The organism is Erysipelatoclostridium sp. MSK.7.34 (assembly GCF_019041935.1).
Taxonomy (GTDB): Bacteria; Bacillota_I; Bacilli_A; order Erysipelotrichales; family Coprobacillaceae; genus Thomasclavelia; species Thomasclavelia ramosa.
The window spans coordinates 76,453-98,695 of record NZ_JAHPYJ010000010.1; the positions used below are offsets into that span (position 1 = coordinate 76,453).

Annotated in this window: 18 protein-coding genes; all 18 read left to right on the forward strand. The window is 32.0% G+C overall.

The genetic code is table 11. The features are described from left to right. The first annotated feature begins 11 nt into the window (after positions 1–11). Entirely contained in the window at positions 12–476 is a 465-nt protein-coding gene (locus KTF99_RS08725; RefSeq protein WP_003536122.1) for a hypothetical protein, read from the forward strand. After that, the gene (locus tag KTF99_RS08730; protein WP_029480679.1) at positions 473–1,405 is read left to right on the forward strand and encodes a type II secretion system protein; all 933 of its coding nucleotides are present in this window, start codon (positions 473–475) and stop codon (positions 1,403–1,405) included. Before KTF99_RS08725 ends, KTF99_RS08730 begins: the two co-directional genes overlap by 4 nt. Before the next feature lie 37 nt (positions 1,406–1,442). Continuing rightward, positions 1,443–2,867 (forward strand): type II secretion system protein, encoded by a 1,425-nt coding sequence (locus KTF99_RS08735; protein WP_029480677.1) that lies wholly within the window; start codon positions 1,443–1,445, stop codon positions 2,865–2,867. Between the two features lie 17 nt (positions 2,868–2,884). Further along, positions 2,885–4,555 (forward strand): GspE/PulE family protein, encoded by a 1,671-nt coding sequence (locus KTF99_RS08740; RefSeq protein ID WP_003536125.1) that lies wholly within the window; start codon positions 2,885–2,887, stop codon positions 4,553–4,555. A gap of 9 nt (positions 4,556–4,564) precedes the next feature. Beyond that, entirely contained in the window at positions 4,565–5,608 is a 1,044-nt protein-coding gene (locus KTF99_RS08745) for a type IV pilus twitching motility protein PilT (RefSeq protein ID WP_008791315.1), read from the forward strand. Positions 5,609–5,628: 20 nt separating this feature from the next. Next, positions 5,629–6,486, forward strand: coding sequence for a prepilin-type N-terminal cleavage/methylation domain-containing protein (locus tag KTF99_RS08750; RefSeq protein WP_029480670.1), 858 nt, complete (start codon positions 5,629–5,631; stop codon positions 6,484–6,486). A gap of 139 nt (positions 6,487–6,625) precedes the next feature. Continuing rightward, complete coding sequence (locus KTF99_RS08755; protein WP_003536128.1) at positions 6,626–7,816, forward strand: ATP-grasp domain-containing protein; 1,191 nt, start codon at positions 6,626–6,628, stop codon at positions 7,814–7,816. Further along, on the forward strand, positions 7,816–8,553 hold the full coding sequence (locus KTF99_RS08760) for an esterase family protein (RefSeq protein ID WP_003536129.1): 738 nt from the start codon (positions 7,816–7,818) through the stop codon (positions 8,551–8,553). Before KTF99_RS08755 ends, KTF99_RS08760 begins: the two co-directional genes overlap by 1 nt. 12 nt (positions 8,554–8,565) lie before the next feature. Next, positions 8,566–9,771 (forward strand): ATP-grasp domain-containing protein, encoded by a 1,206-nt coding sequence (locus KTF99_RS08765; protein WP_029480659.1) that lies wholly within the window; start codon positions 8,566–8,568, stop codon positions 9,769–9,771. A gap of 405 nt (positions 9,772–10,176) precedes the next feature. Continuing rightward, positions 10,177–11,562 carry a glycoside hydrolase family 1 protein gene (locus tag KTF99_RS08770; RefSeq protein WP_217215524.1) on the forward strand — a complete coding sequence of 462 codons (1,386 nt, stop codon included), beginning with the start codon at positions 10,177–10,179 and terminating at the stop codon, positions 11,560–11,562. Between the two features lie 73 nt (positions 11,563–11,635). Further along, complete coding sequence (locus tag KTF99_RS08775; protein ID WP_034558995.1) at positions 11,636–12,298, forward strand: HAD family hydrolase; 663 nt, start codon at positions 11,636–11,638, stop codon at positions 12,296–12,298. A 4-nt stretch (positions 12,299–12,302) separates the two neighbouring features. Then, positions 12,303–12,986, forward strand: a complete 684-nt coding sequence (locus KTF99_RS08780; protein ID WP_020994266.1) for an HAD family hydrolase — start codon at positions 12,303–12,305, stop codon at positions 12,984–12,986. Between the two features lie 270 nt (positions 12,987–13,256). After that, positions 13,257–15,770 carry an FN3 domain-containing metallophosphoesterase family protein gene (locus KTF99_RS08785; RefSeq protein ID WP_020994267.1) on the forward strand — a complete coding sequence of 838 codons (2,514 nt, stop codon included), beginning with the start codon at positions 13,257–13,259 and terminating at the stop codon, positions 15,768–15,770. Positions 15,771–15,816: 46 nt separating this feature from the next. Further along, positions 15,817–16,980 (forward strand): YibE/F family protein, encoded by a 1,164-nt coding sequence (locus KTF99_RS08790; protein WP_003536135.1) that lies wholly within the window; start codon positions 15,817–15,819, stop codon positions 16,978–16,980. Positions 16,981–17,044: 64 nt separating this feature from the next. Continuing rightward, a complete protein-coding gene (locus KTF99_RS08795) occupies positions 17,045–18,487 on the forward strand; it encodes a glycoside hydrolase family 1 protein (protein WP_003536136.1) in 1,443 nt (480 codons plus the stop codon). A 40-nt stretch (positions 18,488–18,527) separates the two neighbouring features. Further along, positions 18,528–19,397, forward strand: a complete 870-nt coding sequence (locus KTF99_RS08800; protein WP_003536137.1) for a DMT family transporter — start codon at positions 18,528–18,530, stop codon at positions 19,395–19,397. Between the two features lie 169 nt (positions 19,398–19,566). Continuing rightward, the gene (locus KTF99_RS08805; protein WP_118672017.1) at positions 19,567–21,006 is read left to right on the forward strand and encodes an NAD(P)/FAD-dependent oxidoreductase; all 1,440 of its coding nucleotides are present in this window, start codon (positions 19,567–19,569) and stop codon (positions 21,004–21,006) included. Beyond that, entirely contained in the window at positions 20,999–22,243 is a 1,245-nt protein-coding gene (locus KTF99_RS08810) for an NAD(P)/FAD-dependent oxidoreductase (RefSeq protein ID WP_008791324.1), read from the forward strand. The genes KTF99_RS08805 and KTF99_RS08810 overlap by 8 nt, the downstream gene beginning before the upstream one ends.

Sequence of the window (22,243 nt, forward strand, 5' to 3'; positions counted from 1 at the left end):
GGAGGCTAAATATGATTAAGAATAATAAAGGCTCAGGGCTTACATGGGCGGTAATGATCGTAATGATATTATTATTGATTATAGGGGCCTCTTTAACATTTGCTTATTCAAGTTATAATCGTTCGATCGATAATCGAAATCAATTACAATGTGATCTATATGCAAAGAGTGCTTTAGATTCACTTATAAAAGCAATTGGTGATAACGAAACGGATTTAATTCCTAAAAGTAGTGCTTTTGAAGATAACATTTATCCTGAAATCAGCTTACCAAATGCTAAAGGAGAAGTATCCCAAGCGGTTATCCATATTGTAGATAAAGAGCAAGAAAAGGATAATGATAAAAAGATAATCCCGTTAATATATATTGAGATTACTTATGAATATAATGATCGTACCAGTAATGTTCAAGCAGTAATGCAAAAAATAGGCGGTATATGGAAAGTTATTAATTATGACGGAGGTGAAGCCGCATGATAAATAATAAAGGAATGACGTTAGTAGAAGAAATAGTAGCTTTGGCAATAATTTCAATTGCCTCATTAATAATGCTGGTTGGTTTTTCTACTGCTGCAAATGTTTTTGCTGATAGTACTCGGTATAAAGATATAACTAATAAACAGTATGCTGCCTTATTAGGAAATGAGAATACTGATAAAGATATTAATGTTTCTAATGAAGACGCTAAGGTTATTATTAAAGTTGCTGATAAAGTTATTACTGTTAAGACAAATCAGAGTAATGCTACAAGTAAAAAAGATAGTCAAACTATGTTATCAAAATTGAATTTTAATAACATAAATCTTTCAAATACGCCACAAACAGTAGCTAATTGTAATGATTTTTTAGATAGTGTACTTTCGTTTACAACTATTAAACAATTTGATGAATGGATAGCAGAGCAAGGAATTGATGTGGCATCGTATAATGGCTGGTATAAAAACAACGACTGTTATCGCTATTATTACTATAATAGATATGGGGCTGCGCATTTAACATTAGAACAGGATATTATTAATGAATGTAATCGGATTTTTGATGAGGTTCATCAAACCGCAACTAATCAAAATGAGAAAAAGGCTCGTATCGGTGATAAAACACTATATATTAAACCATATTTTTGTGGCGGTATCTGGCAAGTTGGAATTGATAGCGAGGATGGCTATTTTTTAATGGCATCAGAGTTACCAGGAATTAGTGGTGGAACACAATGGCGAACTAATTTGATTTATGCTCGTGGCAGCTGGTATTATAAAGTATTTGCATTTGGTACAAGTGATCAAAACAGCTATGTGGATGTGGCAGGGTTCAGTAATGCTAAGGCAACTGTAGATAGTTTATTTGATGGTAGTATTAGCGAAAAAATAAATTTATCTGATCAAAGTCAGTGGATAAAAATAAAGTAATCATAGTTTAGAAATAAAGAGGGAAGGGGAGATTAAGATGAAACAATTTAAGAATAATAATGGTATGACATTAATTGAAGTCACAGTTGTTTTATTGATCTCTACGGTCCTCTTGACGATCGTTGGCTCGATTCTTGTTACATCACTTAATTTTTTTCGAGATCAAAAATTAAGCGATCAAAATAAACAAAAATTAGATGGAATTGCTGAGTATGTTGATAATGAAATTAATTATGTTACAGATTTAGCAATCGATAACGAGGCACCGTATGAAAGAGAAGAATGGCACTATTTATCAATAATTGATGGTAAATTATATCGTGATGGAATAAAGGTGTTTGATGATAAATACTATGATAATTATACCGTGTCAATTAAGGTTAAGGGGTATGACGGGTATCGTCTAGATGTAAAGTATGATTTTAATAAAAAAAGTGAGCTAGTCTATGGTACTGCTAAAAGTTATTCTTTTGATAATTTGAAATTAAAAGTTGAGGCTGGAGGAGAAGATTATTTAGTTAGTGCATCAAATCAGGTCGAAGTAAATGATACGTATAGGATTTATTATATCAAGGGGATAAATATAATAGATACTAATGATAAGCCTGATGTAGAAGAACCTGATGAAAGTAATGATAATATTACAGTAGCTGATCAAGTACATTGTATAAATACTTATAATAATAGAGGTGTATTTGATGGAGTTCAAAGACATTATATGATTGGTGATTTTGTTTATTATAAAGGTTATTGGTGGCAATTAATCACTCAAGAAAATAATTATGGTTTCGGTGCAGAACCGGATAGAGAACAAAAATGGAAAAAAATTGATAAAAATTACGATAGATTTAGTGCATATACAGTTAATGATGTAATTTATTATCCGGAAAATGGACATTACTATAAGTGTTTAAAACAATTAGACAATAAAGGTGGCGATTCTGGATATGGACCTACTGGATGGAATGGGATTCATGAAAATTATTGGGAAGATTTAGGAACAACGAATCCTACTACAGATAGTGGACATGACTGCTTAGAGTTAAGCACAAAAAATAGAATAAAAACGGTAATGAACAAATTAGATAGTTTGACTAAAGAACAAATTAACAAAATACCAGCATATTTAAATACAGTTGTGTATCCTGTAGGCAGTTGGGTATATGAGGATGTTGATGGAAGAAAACAATATTATTTAAAAGTATTTGATGGTGATGGCAGTGCTCCAGGCCTTTCAGCATCATCTGGCTGGCAAATAATTTCAAGAGATTGGTATTTGGAAAGTGCGTATATTAAAGATGATGTAGTTTATGTTACAAATGGTGGTAGATCAATATTTATTACATTTAATAAAACTATTGATCTGACAATAGACCTAGTCAATGGTACAAATATTAATGGAAATAGAATTGATATTGATAATCCATATAGTTATTTTAATAAAAAGAATTCTATGTATTGATAGGAAGGACGAAATATATGAGGAATATACCAATTGGTGAAGTATTAAAGGAATATGGATATATAAATGATGAGCAATTAAATGTGGCATTAGAAGCGCAAAAGTCTAATCGAAGTAAACGCTTAGGTCAACATTTAATTGATCTGGGATTTGTAAGTGAATATCAAATGTTAGAAGCTTTGTCCGATAAGTTGGCAGAACCGTTAATTGAATTAAGCGAAATAAAGGTTGATATAGATGCAGTACAAAAGATACCGCGTGCAATGGCTGATAAATATAATATTATTGCGATTGATTTAACTGATCAACAATTAACTATTGTAACAAGTGATCCATTGAACTTCTATGGAATTGAAGATGTACGTCTTGTTACTGGAATGCATTTAAATGTTTGTTTAGCAACTAAAGCAGAGGTATCTAAAGCGATAGATCGTTATTATAATGATGTTGCAGCATTAGATATTGCAGATGATATTAAGTTAAATACTATTGTTGTTGAAGATACACTTGATCTCTTCAATGAATCTGAAGATGATACACCTGTTGTAAAACTAGTTAATACGTTATTATCTCGAGGATATGTAAATAATGCTAGTGATATTCACATTGAACCGTTTGAAGATAAAGTAATTATAAGAATGCGGGTCGATGGGATGTTGGTGGATTATTTGACACTACAAAAAAATATTCAAAATTCACTTATTGTAAGAATCAAAATTCTATCTAATCTTGATATTGCTGAAAAAAGATTACCCCAAGATGGTCATTTTGTAGGAAGAGTAGAGGGATTGGAATTAAATATGCGTGTATCTGTAATTCCTACCGTATTTGGCGAAAAAATCGTTATGCGGTACTTAAATTCAAATACTCCAATTACACGAAGTGATACTTACGGAATGACGCTTGATAATTATAATAAGATTGAAAGTATGATCAATATGCCACATGGAATCATATATGTAACAGGACCAACTGGGAGTGGGAAAACAACTACTCTCTATATGTTGTTAGAATCAATTTCTAAAAGGCAAATCAATATTTCAACGATTGAAGATCCAGTTGAAAAAAACTTACCGCGAATTAATCAAACACAGGTTAATAATATGGCGGGATTAACTTTTGAAGTCGGGTTAAGATCATTAATGCGTCAAGATCCAGATATTATTATGGTTGGAGAAACCCGAGATGCAGAAACTGCTGAAATTTCAGTTAGAGCTGCTATCACAGGACATTTAGTATTGTCAACATTGCATACGAATGATGCAGTCAGTGCAATCGTTCGTTTGGAAGATATGGGAGTTGAGCCGTACTTAGTCGCTAATTCACTAGTAGGGGTTGTAGCACAACGATTAGTACGTACAATTTGTCCGAAATGCAAAGAAGAAGTACCAGCGAAGGCTAGTGATAAGATTGCTGTTGGTGAAGATATTAAAAAAGTTTCAATTGGTAAAGGTTGTCCATATTGCAATAATACGGGTTATAAGGGACGAATTGCTGTTCATGAGATTATTTTAATTGATGGGACAGTAAGAAGGATGATTTCTAGAAAGGCTGAAATCGACGAGATCAAAGAGTATTTAAATTTAGAACAAGGATTAGAAACATTGCAAGATCAAGCGGTACAATTAGTTAAAGATGGAATTACGACAGTCGCAGAATTAAATAAAATTAAGGTATATAGTGATTAGGTGAAAATAATGATAAATGAAATTTTAAAAGCTTCTCGAAATAATAAATGTTCAGATATTCATATTAGTGCTAATACAGGAATAAAGGTTCGTCAGGATGGTTTATTGGCAGATTATCCAATTGAGTTTCCTCAAAATGAATTAATCAAAATGATTATGGAGTTAATTCCAAAACGATTGATTGATAATGTTGATCGTCATGAAGATGCAGATTTTGTCTATCATGTTGGGGAGGAACGTTATCGGGTCAATATTTATTATGAACAAACTAATATTTGTGCTGCAATTAGGGTTATTAATGATGAAATTTTAACATTAGAGCAATTAGAAATGCCCACCGTGTTAAATCAGATTGCAATGGAACCAAGAGGCTTAGTTTTAGTAACAGGACCGACAGGAAGTGGTAAATCAACTACTCTAGCAGCAATGATTGATTTAGTGAATAAACAGAGAAATTGTCATATTTTAACAATTGAAGATCCAATTGAATATGTTTATAAACAGAAACAAGCATTAATTCATCAACGTGAAATTGGTGAAGATGTAAAAGATTTTGATATGGCATTACGCTCTGCTATGCGTGAAGACCCGGATGTTATTTTAGTTGGTGAAATGCGTGATTACGAAACAATCAGTGCCGTTATTACATTAGCCGAAACTGGTCATTTAGTTTTCTCAACGTTGCACACGATTGGGGCAGCTAAGACAATTGATCGAATAATTGATATTTTTCCTCAGCATAAACAGGCTCAAGTTAGAACTCAATTATCAGGTGTTTTAAATGCGGTAATTACACAAACTTTATTACCTCATGCAAGCGGAATAGGACGAGTTGCTGCGGTAGAAATAATGCGTGCTAATGATGCAGTTAGAAATTTAATTCGTGATAATAAAGGCCACCAGATCAATTCTGTTATTCAAACGGGTAAAAAAGAAGGGATGATATCTTTAAATCATGCTCTTGCAAATCTAGTGCGTGAAGGAAAAATAACTTTAGATACAGCTAAAAAGTGTGCTAGTGATATTTCAGAGTTTAAACAGTATTTACAATAAATTATAAAGGGGGCTAGAGAATGAAAGGCAAGAGAGGTTTTTCATTAATTGAAATAGTTGTTGTTTTGATGATTTTTGCGATATTAGCGGCTCTAGCCTGGCCTGCTTTAGCAAATTATTATCGTGATAGTAACGAGGAAATATATTTAGCTGAGGGTGATAAAGTATTGACTGCAGCACAAGTTGAAGCCAAAAAATTATGTAGTGAAGTCAATGGAGCGACAAAATTAGATGATATTGCCTTAAAAGATAGCGATGGTAAAATTTTAAAAAGAACGGCCTTGAAAGGGGAGCTGGTCAGTATCTATCCTAATGATACACGTGATGATGTCGGTTTCTTTTGTTATAAGGTAGAGGATGGTTCATGTTATGTTATATATGAAAATGGTAAATTGTATATATCTAAAGACGAAGTCTATTATATGGATAATATCGCTGATCGTGTCCGACGGGGTTTTTTAATATTGTTTGGTGATATGTGGGAAGAATATTTCAGCAAGAGTGGAAAAGTTGTAATGGATTCTAATGGACCGAATTTTGGTATTAAATATGAAGCCAAACTAAAAGAAATGGGAATTGATATTAGTTTATGTTCATTTAGAATTTATGTGAATGATCATGGTAAAAATGGTGATGGATCTGACGCAACATTTACTTTAACGGTTTCAAGCAAACGGATTACAAATGAAATGGCTGAAACTAAAGAAGAATTTCAAATAACTCGTTATATTTTTACTGGAGGTATTAAAGAGGGAAATTATTCAAAATATACCGGAACAGCCAAAGCTGTTTTAAAAAGTGAGAACGACACGAGTGGTATAAGACATAATTATGCAGTTATTGAAGCTAATGCGAATTCTTTAAAACCAGTTAAATAAATTAATCATCGATTATAATAATTGATGATTTTTTTGTTTATAAAGATTGATTTAATATATTTTAAACATGTTTTTAACTTGTATGTTATAATTATGTTAAGCAATGAAAAGTCATTGTATACAATAAAGGAGGGGTTTGATGAATTTTTTATTTATATCACCAATGTTTCCCAAGAATTATTGGAACTTTTGTGATCGAATGAAAAACCATGGTGTTAATGTTTTGGCAATTGGGGACATGCCAAACGAAAGTATTAGTGAAGAACTTAAAAATTCAGTTACTGAATACTGTTATGTTAATAACATGGAAAATTACGATAATGTATATCGTTGTGTAGCATATTTAGCAAGTAAATATGGAAAAATTGACTGGCTTGAGTCAAATAATGAATATTGGTTAGAACTCGACGCCAAATTAAGAACAGATTTTAATGTCAATACGGGGATGAAAGAAGATATTACCAAGATTTTTAAAACTAAGTCAGGAATGAAAGCTTATTATCAAAAAGCTGGGGTAAAAACAGCTCGCTATCATCTTGTCAATACTTTAGAAAATGGTAGGAAGTTTATAAGTGAAGTGGGTTATCCCGTTGTTGTTAAACCTGACAATGGCGTCGGAGCAGCTGCGACATATAAAATTAATAATGATCAAGAGTTGGAGGAGTTCTATAATATTGATCATATTACCCAATATATTATGGAAGAATTTGTTAATGGTTTGATTCTTTCATATGATGGAATTGCTAATAATGAGCATCAGGTATTATTTGAAACATCACATGTTTTTCCTAATTCAATTATGGATGTAGTTAATAATCATAGTAATATTCACTATTATTCTTTGCGAAAAATTCCTGAGGAATTACAAAAATTAGGGCGTAGTGTAGTAAAGGAGTTTCCAGTGAACGCTAGATTCTTTCACTGTGAGTTCTTTCAATTATTAGAAGATCGACCCGGCTTAGGAAATAAAGGTGATTTTATTGGTTTAGAAGTTAATATGCGACCACCTGGTGGTTATACGCCAGATATGATGAACTGGGCTAATGATATTGATGTTTATAATATCTATGCAGATATGGTCACATACAATCATAGTGAATATTATACTAATCGTTCCTATCATTGTATCTATTGTGGACGCCGTGATGGCAAGAAATATTATTATAACGATGATGCTTTGATGGCAATGTATGGTAATCATATTGTAATGAACGAAAGAATGCCGGATATTTTATCGGGAGCGATGGGAAATTATACATATACTGCTCGCTTTGAAACAATGGATGAAGTAAATGATTTTATTGATAAGGTATTAAAGGAGGTCTGTTAATGAAAGTTGAATATTTTAAAGAATATAGTAATTGTTTAAATAGAGAAATGGAATTTAAAATCTATGGGCATACCGGCATTCCGCTATTAGTTTTTCCTGCTCAAGATGGTCGGTTTTATGATTTTGAGAATTTTGGTATGGTAAGTGTGATTGCAGACAAGATCGAAGCGGGATCAATACAAGTATTTTGTTTAGATAGTATTGATGGGGAATGTTGGTCTGATGAAGGCGGAAATGGACCGCATCGTACTTATATGATGGAGCAGTGGTACTATTATGTTATGAATGAACTAATTCCAAGAATTTTTGATATTAATGGTACTGGTCAAAAAATATATACTACAGGATGTTCAATGGGAGCGACTCATGCAGCTAATTTTATGTTTAGGCGACCTGATATATTTCAAGGATGCATTTGTTTGAGTGGATATTATGATAGTGATTTATTTTTTGGTAATTATCATGATGAGAGACTTTATAATAATAGTCCTATTCAATATTTAGAAGGAATGTCATATGATCATCCATATGTAGAAATGTACCGCCATTGTGATATTATTCTATGCTGTGGTCAAGGTGCCTGGGAAGATGAAATGATCTATTCAACTCATCGTATGCAAGAATTATTGGAGAATAAGGATATTCCAGCTTGGATTGATTATTGGGGATATGATGTTAATCATGATTGGGACTGGTGGCAAATTCAATTGCCGTATTTTATAAATCATATTTTATAGGGGGAATTACATATGAATGTAGTATTTATTTCACCGCATTTTCCTTTATATTTTCATAACTTTTGTTCTCGATTAAAAAACCGTGGAGTAAATGTTTTAGGAATTGGAGATGCTCAATATAGTGAGATTAGCAATGAAACAAAAGAAAGTTTAAGTGAGTATTATCGTGTTAATAGTTTGGAAAATTATGATGAAGTATATAAAGCGGTAGCTTATTATATTAGTAAGTATGGTCGAATTGATTTTGTTGAAAGTCAAAATGAATATTGGTTGGAGACTGATGCACGAATTCGCAGTGATTTTAATATATGCAGTGGTACTAAATTTGAAGATTTGGCAGTGATGAAATACAAATCAAAGATGAAAGCCGTTTATGAAAGTGTTGGTTTGAATGTGGCACGATATTGTCTAATTGATAATTTTGAAAATGCTTTGAATTTTATTGATGCGGTCGGGTATCCAGTTGTGGTAAAGCCGGATAATGGGGTTGGAGCTACATCTACTTATAAACTGAATAATCAAGCAGAATTAGAATATTTTTTTGCTACTAAAGATGAGCGTATTTATATTATGGAAGAATATGTCAACGGACATGTTGAAACTTTTGACGGAATTACCGACAGTAATAAAAATGTTTTAATCGCCAATAGCACGATTATGTTAAATTCAATTATGGATAATGTAAATGAGCATTGTGACACTGCTTTTTGTAATCGTTTTGTTGCTGGTAGTGATATAGAAGAAATTGGAACGAAAGTAGTTAAAGCTTTTGATACAAGAAGTCGTTTTTTCCATTTAGAATTTTTCAGACTTGATTCAGATAAAGAAGGTTTAGGGAAAAAAGGTGATTTAGTTGGTTTAGAAGTCAATATGCGAGCTCCGGGGGCTTATATGCCAGATATGATAAATTTCAGTTATGAAAGTGACGTTTATACAATTTGGGCTGATATGGTAATTTATGATAAATGTTTTATAGAACTAAAGCAGAAATATCTAGTTGCATATATTGGTCGTCGTAATGATATTGGTTATATGTTTGATCATGACCAGTTAATTAGTCAGTTCGGTGGAAATATTATGCTTGATGTTGATGTCCCTGAAGTTTTAAGTGCAGCGATGGGTAATCATGTTTACATGGTTAGAACAGAAAATCAAGAGCATTTAGACTATTTAATTAATGAATTTTTGAAGCGATGTGATGGTAGTAATTGGCGATAATTTAAATACATTTTTAAGGTGTTCAAGTTAAAAATATTACCATATTATCAATATTTGTTAAATTTGTGTTAAAATAAATTTCCTTTTTGAAATTTATATGCTATTATAAGGGCGGTTCAGTAATGAACCACTTTATCCCAAATGTGCATAAGCACAAAATGAAGGAAGAATTTATTCTTCCCTCCCCACAAAGTTAGGACATCCCAGTCCTAACTCCTTTTTATTGAAATAGTCTAGACAACTTTTTTTAAGACTGATATAATATCATGTATAGTGTCACGGCCCCTCTCCCATATAAACCGTGACACTTTTTTCATATTTTGAAAAGCCTTTTATAAATATGAAAAAGAATAATTTTTAAAATTGATAATGCTAAGATAGTAATATCAAGGAGGAATTTATACAATGAACTTTCCAAAGAATTTTTTATGGGGTGGTGCAATTGCTGCCAATCAAACTGAAGGGGCTTATGATGAAGATGGGAAAGGGCTTAATGTTACTGACGTTAGTACAGGATTAATCAATGTACCTGACTATCGTGTTATTCCTGGTAAATATTATCCTAGTCATGAGGCCATTGATTTTTATCATCGGTATAAAGAAGATTTGCAATTGATGAGTGAGATGGGATTTAATTGTTTTAGAACAAGTATTTCATGGGGGCGTATTTTTCCTAATGGTGATGATGAAGAGCCAAATGAAGCAGGGTTAAATTACTATGAGGAAATGTTTAATTATATGCTGGAGCTGGGAATGGAACCAGTTATAACGATTTCACATTATGAAACACCAATACATTTAGTAGAACAATATGGTGGCTGGAAATCTAGAGAACTGATTTGTTTTTTTGAAAAATATTGTCGAACACTTTTTAATCGTTATAAAGATTTAGTAAAATATTGGATGACTTTTAATGAAATAAATAATGTTCATACGATTCCTTTTGCTGCTGGAGCAATCCGTCATGATAGTAATCTACAAGATAAATTTCAAGCGGCTCATAATATGTTTGTTGCAAGTAGTCGAGCAAATAAGCTGTGTCATGAAATTATTCCAGATGCAAAGATTGGTTGTATGTTGTCATTAAGTGGTGTTTATCCAGCTACTTGTAAACCTGAAGATGTAATGGGTGCTTATAATTTACGTCGTCGTTCATTATTTTTCAGTGATGTGATGATTAGAGGTAAATATCCAAGTTATATTAAACGAATTTTTGAGGAAAATAATATTCAGTTGGACACACGTCCTGAAGATTTTGAATTAATTAAAGATTACCCTTCACAATATTTAGGATTTAGTTATTATCGAACAACAACATATGAAGATGGAATGCCAATTTTAGGTAATACTGGCGGTGTCATTGGAAAAGCTAATCCATATTTAAAAGAAACACCATGGGGCTGGCAAATTGATCCTTTAGGATTACGTTATGTATGCAATGAGCTTTATGATCGCTATCAAGTACCTTTGTTTATTGTAGAAAATGGAATGGGAAATATTGATCAGATTGAAGTAGATGGCTCAATCAATGATGATTATCGAATTGCCTATATTCGAGATCATCTCGAAGCTTTAAAGGAAGCAATTAAAGATGGTGTTGATTTGATTGGATATACTTACTGGGGTCCTATTGATATTGTTTCAGCAGGTACTGGCGAAATGAAGAAACGTTATGGTTTTATCTATGTTGATAAAGATAATCAAGGTCATGGAACTTTAAAACGTTCTAAAAAGAAATCATTTGAATGGTTCAAAAAAGTTATTGCCTCTAATGGTGATGATTTAAGTTAATTGTATTATTAAAGAAAATATAGTAAGATAAAGGAGCGAAAAAACGCTCTTTTATTATATTGGGGGAAGAATGATGAATTTAAAATTAGTGATTTTTGATATGGATGGTTTAATGTATGATACTGAACAAATTGGAATGGATTGTTTAATCAATGCAGCTCAAAAATTTGGTTATGTTATTGATCAAGAATTTGGATTAAGTTCAATTGGCATGAATGCTAATGATTACCAAAAATTAGTTAAAGAAAAATTTGGTGCTGATTATCCTTATGATCTAATTAGTAAAGAATCACGTAAAACACGAATGGCTTATTTAAGAAAAAATGGAATGATAATCAAATCTGGTTTATGTGAATTAATAAATTATTTACAAAAAAAAGAAATTAAGCTTGCTTTAGCATCATCGTCAAGTAAAGAGACAATCGATGAGTATAATCATCTTGCTGGATTTGATAATGTCTTTGATTACATTATTGCTGGAAATATGGTTGAACATAGTAAGCCGGATCCGGAGATCTTTTTAAAAGTGCTTGAACACTTTGAGTTGAAAAAAAATGAAGCTTTGATTTTAGAAGATTCTCGTAATGGAATCATGGCCGCTCATAATGCAAATATCCCCGTGATCTGTGTACCTGATTTAGTTAAACATGGTCAAGATATTACTAAATTAACATATGCCACATTACCTTCATTGAATGAAGTTAAATTAGAAATTGAAAAGATAATCACTAAATAAAACAATGATATTGGAATTGGTGATTTTTGATATGGATGGTTTAATGTTTGATACAGAACCATTGGGAGCAGTCTGTTTTGCAAGAGCGGCTAAACAATTTGGATACATAATTGAAGAAGAATTTCGCTATAAGCTGATTGGAATCAATGCCAATGATCATTATGCTTTGATGAAATCAAAATTTGGTCAAGATTGTCCGGCAAAAGAGATTCATGAATTATCAAAAAAACTTAGAAGCGATTATTTATATAAGCATGGGATCGTAATTAAACCTGGCTTATTTGAATTAATCACATATTTAAAGAATAAAGGAATAAAAATAGCAGTTGCATCTTCTTCTGCCTATAGTAAGATTAATGAATATTTAGCTTTAGCTGGTTTAAAGAATATTTTTGATTTGATTGTTGGCGGTGATGATCTTGAACATGGTAAACCAGATCCGGAAATTTTTTTAAAAGTTTTAAAATATTTTAAAATAGCGGCTGATCATGCTCTTGTTTTAGAAGATTCAACAAATGGAATATTGGCAGCAAATGCCGCTAATATTCCAGTGGTTTGTGTTCCAGATTATCTTCCTAATTGTAAAGAAGTATTAGCTCGTACATCTGCTGTATTACCATCATTAGTCGAGGTGAAAAATGAGATTATGAAAATTTTTGAGGAAAATCGGGTATGCAGTTTTTTGTAAATGAAATGAATTTGTGCGGTATTAAAAAATAAGGATAATAATTATATATTATAATGATATATCACTAATTATATTATGTTCATTTAGGTAAAGCAGATGTAAAAAAAATAGAGGATATTTTAAGGAAATGTTACTTTTTGGGTAACGTTTTTTTAGTTTTTGTATCTAAAATAGATATTGTGTTAATTTAATTAAGTCTTTGTAAACCGTATTGTTGTTATATTTTATGAATGATAAGATGTTGGTGTTAAAAATAAAGGGGAATAGACAATGAAAAAAAACAAAGTTTTAAAAGTTTCAATGGCGACATTAGCATTGTTGATGTCGGCTGGATATGTAGCGCAAGATTATCAAGTTACACCAACTTATGCTGAAACAACAAAAATTGGAGATTCAGCGCAATTGATTAGTACGGCAACAACATGGAAATATTTAGACAATAATGTTGATCCGGGAACTGAAACTGACCGTTATGCCTGGACAAAAGCAGATTATAACGATTCAGAGTGGAAAAGTGAAGCTGGAAAATTTGGTGCAAAAAAAGGAAAATTAGAAGATTTAGGCGATGGTTTTGTACCAACAGTTTTATTAAATCAATATATTAATGGGGTTAATGGAGATGATATTCCAGCATTCTTCTTTAGAACTACAGTTAATATTAGTAATTTAGATGATTTCAGTAGTCTAAGTGGGAAACTCTATTATGATGATGCAGCAATTGTTTATATCAACGGTGTTAAGGTAGCATCGTTTGATGAACCTGAGGGTGGCTTTGAATCAAACATGTCTTATGGCGGTTCAAATGCTAGTAATCCTAAAGAAGGAGTTATTTCACTAACAAAAGAACAGTTAAAAGATGTTATTAAGACTGGTCAAAATACGATTGCTGTAGAATTACATCAGGGTCGTGCGAGCAGTTCAGATATCTATTTTGAGTTTAATAATCTTCAAGTTGATTACGGCCAAGAAGAAACAACAGTTGAACAAAAGGCGCTTAATTTAACTATCGGTGAAGATGAAACAAAAATGAATCTTACCTGGTACGCTAATACTAATACTTCGGGAACTGTTCAGCTGGCTAAAGCAGGAGCTATGATCAATGGTGAATTCCCAAGTCAATTTACAACGGTTGAAGCTACGAATAATCAGGCAAACGATAAGGGATTTTACTATAACCAAGCAACATTGGCTAACTTAGAAGAAAATACTAAATATGTATATCGCGTTGTTAATGGTGATCAAGTGAGCAAAATTTATGATTTCACAACTAAAGATTTTGATGGAAGTTATAACTTCATCTTTGCAGGTGATCCACAAATTGGAGCAAGTGGTAGTGCTTCAAAAGATACAGAAGGATGGGATAAAACATTAAGTGATTCAATTAATAAGTTTAATCCAAACTTCATTCTTTCAGCTGGTGACCAAGTTAATACTGCAAGTGACGAGAATCAATACAGTGGCTACTTAGATCATGAAGAATTAACAAGTGTACCTCAGGCAACAACAATCGGAAATCATGATAGTAGTTCAAATGCTTATACACAACATTTCAATTTGCCAAATGAAACTGCTAAAGGGGAAACTGCAGCAGGAACTGATTATTGGTATGTTTATAATAATACTTTATTTATGAATATCAATACAAATAATACAAGTACCGCAGAACACAAAGCATTTATGAAAGAAGCAATTAAGGAAAATCAAGATGTTCGTTGGAAAGTAGTTGTTTTCCATCACTCAGTTTATTCAGTTGCTTCTCATTCAGTAGAGAGTTCTATTTTAAAACGTCGTGAAGAATTAACACCTGTATTTGATGATTTAGGTATTGATGTTGTTTTAATGGGACATGACCATGTTTATGTACGTAGTAATATGATGAAAGGAATGAAAGTTAGTCAAGAAACAAAGGATTTAACTAGTGTAACAGATCCTGAAGGAATCTTATATTTAACTGCCAATTCAGCAAGTGGCAGCAAGTATTATGATATCAAGACTAATATTAGTACTGACTTTGTTGCTAAAATGGATCAATCAAAACAACGTTCAATTTCAAATATTGAAGTTAGTGAAAATAGTTTTAAAGTAACAACTTATTTATACAACAGTAATGATAATCAATGGTCAACTTTAGATGAATTCACTATTAATAAATCAGTTGAAACAAACAATCAAGAAATTACATTAGTACCAGAAGAAACAGCAAATGATATTAGAGTAGTTGCTCCAGTAGGAACAGTTGAAAAAAACAGTACTTTATCAGCAGTTGAAGTGAATGAGGGTGACTTATATCAAGGAATTAAAAATACCTTAAATACTATTTTAGGTAGTGATAAGGATTTTAAAGTATTTGATCTATCACTAATCAAAAATGGAAATATTATAAATCCATTAGGAAAGGTTCAATTATCATTAGCACTACCAGAGGGATATGATGCTAGTAAGTTATTGATCTATCAAGTACAAGATAGTCAAAACAATGATATAACACTAAACCCGATTACATATACAATTAAAGATGGACGGATTATTATTGAAACAGCTTCATTAGGACAATTTGTTTTAGTTAACAATGTAGAAAATAAAAAGCCAGATACAGGTAATGGTTCAAATACTAATCTTCCGACAGTTAAGCCATCAAATACAAATAATTCTACTACAACGACAAATAATAAGGTTGTAACCGGTGATAATAGTAATCTTATTGCTTGGGGAACATTATTGTTTACAGCTTTGGGATGTTCATTAGTTGCTTATAAATCAAAAAAAGAAGAAAAGTTAAAATAACTAGTGGTAATCATTGATTACCACTAACTTTTATTAGAGGTCATTTATGAAGATATTTAATGAATTAAAAGAGAATCGTGTTGTTATTATCATTATGCTCATTACGATAATTGCAGCTGGTTTTTTTAATCAATATTTAGCTAAGGATTATTCTCGGGTTAATAACGATTCAACTGATTTTGTTAGCGGGAAGATAGTAGAAATAACGAGCAGTAATCTTGAATATGATCAAGATTTAAAAATAAATCTTGGAAAACAAGTAGTTGTGGTTGAGATTCTTGAAGGAAAAAGTGCAGGAAAAAGAGTAGAGATCGATAATTATCTAACAGCTGCTCATAATGTTGAAGTTGCGATTGGCTCGAAAGTGATTATCTCAGCTGATGAACCAGATGGAATAGACTCGTATTATACGGTTTATAATTTTGATCGTGGCTTAGGAATGATTATTTTTACTTGTGTATTATTGCTTGTTATCATTGCAATTGGGCGCGGAAAAGGGGTTAAAGCAATCTTAGGATTAGCTTATACATTATATTTAGTAATTTTTCTATTACTGCCAACTGTATTTTCAGGTTACTCACCAGTATTAATGAGTATTATCTGTGTTGCTTTATCAACGATTGTTACATTAATGTTGTTAAATGGTGCTTCTAAAAAGACTTATAGTGCAATTGTGGCAACAGTTTTAGGGGTAGTTTTATCGGCAGGGGGATTTTATTTAATGTCATTAGTACTAAAAGTTAATGGTTTTAGTGTTGATGAGGCAGAAAGCCTTGTGTTAATTAATCAAGCTACGGGATTATCGATTAAAGATATTTTATTTGCTGGGATTTTAATTTCATCATTAGGGGCAATTATGGATGTTGGAATGTCAATTGTTTCTGCCTTATCAGAATTATTTCATCATCAGCCAAACTTGACTCAAAAACAAATTTTTGATTCAGGAATAGAAATTGGTAAAGATATGATTGGTACGATGACAAATACCTTGATTTTAGCATTTACTGGTAGTGCATTTGTTTCATTATTAGTCTTATTTTCATACAATGTCGACATTAAACAACTATTAAGTTCTAATTATATTGCAATAGAATTTGCTCAAGGAATTGCTGGTACTTTAGGAATCGTATTAACTGTTCCAATTGCTTCGTTTATTAGTGCCTGGGCATTAACTAATAAAAAGAGTAATAACAATTTTTTCAAGAGTTGAAAAAAATTTTGTAATATCTGAATAATCAGTTAAAATGTACATGACATAAACAAGGAGGTATTATATGAGTTTTCCAAAAGGATTTTTATGGGGTGGTGCAACTGCTGCTAACCAATTAGAAGGTGGTTGGAACGAAGGTGGAAAAGGAATTTCATGCCCTGACATTTGTACTGGTGGAAGCCATACTCAAAGTAAAAGAATTACACCAACATTAGAAGAAGGGACTTTCTATCCATCACATATGGCAATTGATCATTATCATCGTTTCAAAGAAGATATTGCTTTATTTGCTAAAATGGGATTTAAAGTATATCGTTTTTCAATTGCTTGGACAAGAATTTTTCCTAATGGTGACGAAACAACACCAAATGAAGAAGGATTAAAATTTTATGAAGATTTAATTGATGAATGCTTAAAATATAATATTGAACCATTGATCACAATCTCACATTATGAAGTACCGTTTGGTTTAACAAAGAAATGCAATGCTTGGGCATCACGAGAAATGATTGACTATTACATGAATTATTGTAAAACTATTTTTGAACGCTATAAAGGTAAAGTAAAATATTGGTTAACTTTTAATGAAATTAATAGCGCAACGATGCCAATGGGAGCTTTTTTATCACAAGGAATTTTAAATGAACAAGAAAAAAGCACTGATTTTACAAATCAGGTTGATGATCCCCAATTACGTTTTCAAGGATTGCATCATCAATTTATTGCTAGTGCTAAAGCCGTTCAATTAGCCCATGAAATTGATCCTGATTATAAAGTTGGTAATATGATGATTTATGCAACATCATATCCATTAACTTGTGATCCTGATGATATCATTAAAAATCAACAACAAAATCATATCATGAACTATTTCTGTAGTGATGTTCAATGCCGTGGATATTATCCAACATACATGAAGCGTTATTTTAAAGAAAATAATATTGAAGTAACGATGGAGCCTGGGGATGAAGAAATATTAAAAGCTGGACCAGTTGATTTCTATACATTCTCATACTATATGTCAGTATGTCAAACAGCCGATCCAACTAAAGGGGCTGGTGAAGGTAATATTTTAGGCGGTGTAGCAAATCCATATTTAAAAGCATCTGATTGGGGATGGCAAATTGATCCTAAAGGATTACGTTATTCACTAAATGAAATCTATGATCGTTATCAAATTCCAGTAATGGTAGTTGAAAATGGTCTAGGAGCATATGATGAAATCGAAGCAGATGGTTCAATTAATGATGATTACCGGATTGATTATTTGAGAAGTCACATTGAACAAATGCATGAAGCAATTCTAGATGGTGTGGATTTAATTGGTTATACACCATGGGGATGTATTGATTTGGTATCTGCATCAACAGGAGAATATGCTAAGCGTTATGGTTTCATTTATGTTGAAAGATATGATGATGGAACAGGTGATTTTTCAAGAAGAGAGAAAAAATCATTTAATTGGTATAAAAAAGTTATTGAAACTAATGGTGAAGATTTGGGATAATAGATGTGCATAGCACATCTATTATTTTTATGGAGGAAAAATGAAAACTAAAGGATATTTTTTAACAATTTTATCAGCAGTTATTTTTGGCTTTACCCCGATTCTTGCTAAAATAACTTATTCAATGGGGAGCAATGGAATTACAATGGCCTTTTTTCGACATTTATTTGTAATACCAATCTTATTTTTAATTATGAAATGCCAAAGATTGCCTTATAAAATAACTTTACATCAGTTAAAGAATATTTGTTTAGTAGGAATTATTGGTAATGCTTTGACTGTAGCGGCACTATATACTTCATACAGTTTTATTCAAGTTGGGAGTGCTACGGTACTTCATTTTCTTTACCCGATGTTTGTTTCATTAATATGTTTCTTTTATTATAAAGAGAGATTATCTAAAGCTGTTAAAATATGTTTAGGAACAGCTAGTTTTGGAATTTTATTTTTTATCGAATTGGGTGGTTCATCTTTTTTAGGACTATTTTTGGCTCTGTTTTCAGGTATAACATTTGCTTATTATATGGTAGGTATTGAAAAGTTAGGATTACAGTCTTTGAATCCTTATGTATTAAATTTCTATTTTGCAATCGTTATTTCAATCTCATTATTAATGATTGGACTGATCAGTGGTCAGCTTGAACTGATTTTACCAGTTGAAGCATATGGCTATTCTTTCTTGATTGCAGTTTTAACATCAATCGTTGGAATTATCTGTTTACAACAGGGGGTTAGATATTTAGGTGCAGCTACAGCGTCAATCTTAAGTATGTTTGAACCGGTAACAAGTGTTATTTTTGGGATTATTATTCTCCATGAACAGTTAACAATCGTTAAATTAATTGGATGTTTCATTATTTTAAGTGCAATTACTGGTCTGATTGTTTTTAACGGGAAGCAAACTGAATAATTTTTAAGTAGGAGGAAAACTTCTGCTTTTTTATTTATGTTTAAAAAAACAAGTAATAATAATTATATATGGTGTTTAAACGAGTTGTTTGTGATAAAATTATAAATAGGAAAAGTTACGCAGGGGGATTTTTTAATCGTCCCTATTTTTGTTTAGAAAGGAGCACTTTATGGAAGACATAATTATTATTGGAGCGGGAGTAACGGGCTGTGCGATTGCTCGTGAATTGTCTCGAGATCAACGCAAAATTCTTGTTCTTGAAAGAGGTAGTGATGTTTGTGTAGGTACATCTAAAGCCAATTCTGGAATTGTTCATGCTGGTCACGATGCTAAACCCGGAACCTTGAAAGCAAAATTAAATTTAGAAGGGAATTTAATGATGCCGCAGTTAGCTAAAGATTTAGATATTCCCTTTGTCCAAAATGGTTCATTAGTATTATGTTTTGATGAAAGTCAATTTGAAGCTTTGGAAGAATTATACCAGCAAGGCTTAATAAACAGGGTAAAAGGATTGAAAGTTTTAGATACTAAAGAATTACTTGAGATGGAACCAAATTTAAATCCTAATGTTTTAAAAGGTCTTTATGCTCCAACTGGTGGCATTATTTGCCCTTTTGATCTTGTTTTGGCATTAGCCGAAAATGCTTATGCTAATGGTGTGAAATTTAAATTTACTCAAGAAGTTGTGGGAATTGAAAAAAATATTGATCATTATATTGTTAAAACTATGGATAAGTGTTATCAAAGTAAGATCGTTATTAATGCTGCGGGAGTTAATTGTGATTTGATTCATAACCTAATTTGCAATGAGAAAATGAAAATAGTTCCACGTAAAGGGCAATATGTTTTATTTGATAAAACCGTTGGCTCAATGGTAAGCAAAACGATTTTTCAATTACCGACTAAGTTAGGAAAAGGGGTATTGGTTACTCCAACTGTACATGGTAATTTAATGATTGGTCCTGATGCAATTGATTGTAATCGTGAAGAGATCAATACAACGATAGAAGGACAAAAGGATATTGTTGATCGCGCATCTTTAAGCATTAAGCAGGTTCCTTATGCAAATCAAATAACTTCTTTTGCTGGATTAAGGGCTCATAATACAACAGGAGATTTTATAATTAAAGAGGATCTAGATAATCCAGGATATTTTGATGTGGCGGGAATTGAATCACCGGGATTAACAAGTGCTCCAGCGATTGGCAAATATGTTTATGATTTAGTTGGCGAAAAGTATCCTGCAAAAGCTAAAGAAAATTTTATTAAATATCGCAAAGGAATTACTAAGGTGATGGAATTGCCACTTGAAAAACGTAACCAATTGATTGCAAAGAATCCATTGTATGGCCAAATAGTATGTTTTTGTGAAAATGTTAGTGCTGGAGAAATAATTGAAGCAATAAATCGTCCACTATCCCCAACTACGATCGATGGATTAAAAAGACGAATTCGTGTCGGGATGGGAAAATGTCAATCCGGTTTTTGTTTAAATAAATCAATGAAATTATTAAGTCAGGAATTAAATAAGGATATTTTTACTATTACTAAAAATGGTAAACATTCAACCTATTTGGTGGGATTAAATAAGGAGGTCAATCATGAATAAAGATTTAGTGATTATTGGTGGTGGACCGGCGGGAATGGCCGCTGCTTTAGGGGCATATGAAGCAGGTGTAAAAGATTTAATTATTATTGAGCGTGATGAGTGTTTAGGGGGAATCTTAAATCAATGTATTCATAATGGTTTTGGTTTACATACATTTAATGAGGAATTAACTGGTCCGGAATATGCTGAACGTTATCGACGTCAAATAGATGAATTAAAAATACCCTATCTATTAAATACAGTAGTAATTGACTTGAATGACAAGGTTATAACTGCGATGAATGGAACAAGTGGGACATTTATGATTCATGCTAAGGCAATAATTTTAGCTATGGGATGTCGTGAACGGAGTCGTGGGGCATTAAATATTCCTGGTTACCGTCCAAGTGGTATTTATAGTGCTGGGACAGCGCAATATTTTGTTAATATTGATGGCTATATGCCGGGGAAAGAAGTAGTAATTCTTGGTTCAGGAGATATTGGCTTAATAATGGCACGAAGAATGACACTTGAAGGTGCAAATGTAAAGATGGTTATCGAACTAATGCCGTATTCTAGTGGGTTGAAACGTAATATTGTTCAATGTTTAGATGATTATAATATTCCTTTAAAGTTGTCACATACAATTATTGATATTGAAGGAAAGGAACGACTTGAGGCTGTTATTGTTGCAAAGGTGGATGAAAATCTTAACGTAATAGAAGGCAGTCAGGAACGCGTTTGTTGTGATACATTATTACTCTCGGTAGGGTTGATTCCTGCTAATGAAATTAGTACTAAAGCTAATGTTATGCTTTCAAGTTTAACTAAGGGAGCGATTGTTGATGATTATTTGCAGACAAATCAACCGGGGATATTTGCCTGTGGTAATGTTCTGCATGTTCATGATTTAGTTGATTATGTATCTAATGAGGCAAAGCTGGCGGGAATAAATGCGGCTAAATATTTGCGAGACCATCTTGTTTTGTGTCAAACTATTACGATTTCATATGAATGTGGTATTCGCTATGTAGTTCCTTCAGTAATTCATCCTAATAATGGCGATAATGTTATTGTTCGTTTTAGAGTTGATAAGGTTTATCAAAATAAATATCTATCATTGTATCTAGATGGTGATAGGAAGATTCATCAACGTAAATTAGTACTTGCACCTGGTGAAATGGAACAAATTGTAATAAAAAAAGACTGGTTAAACGAACATATTAAAAAAATCTTAATTACATTGGAGGATGAATGA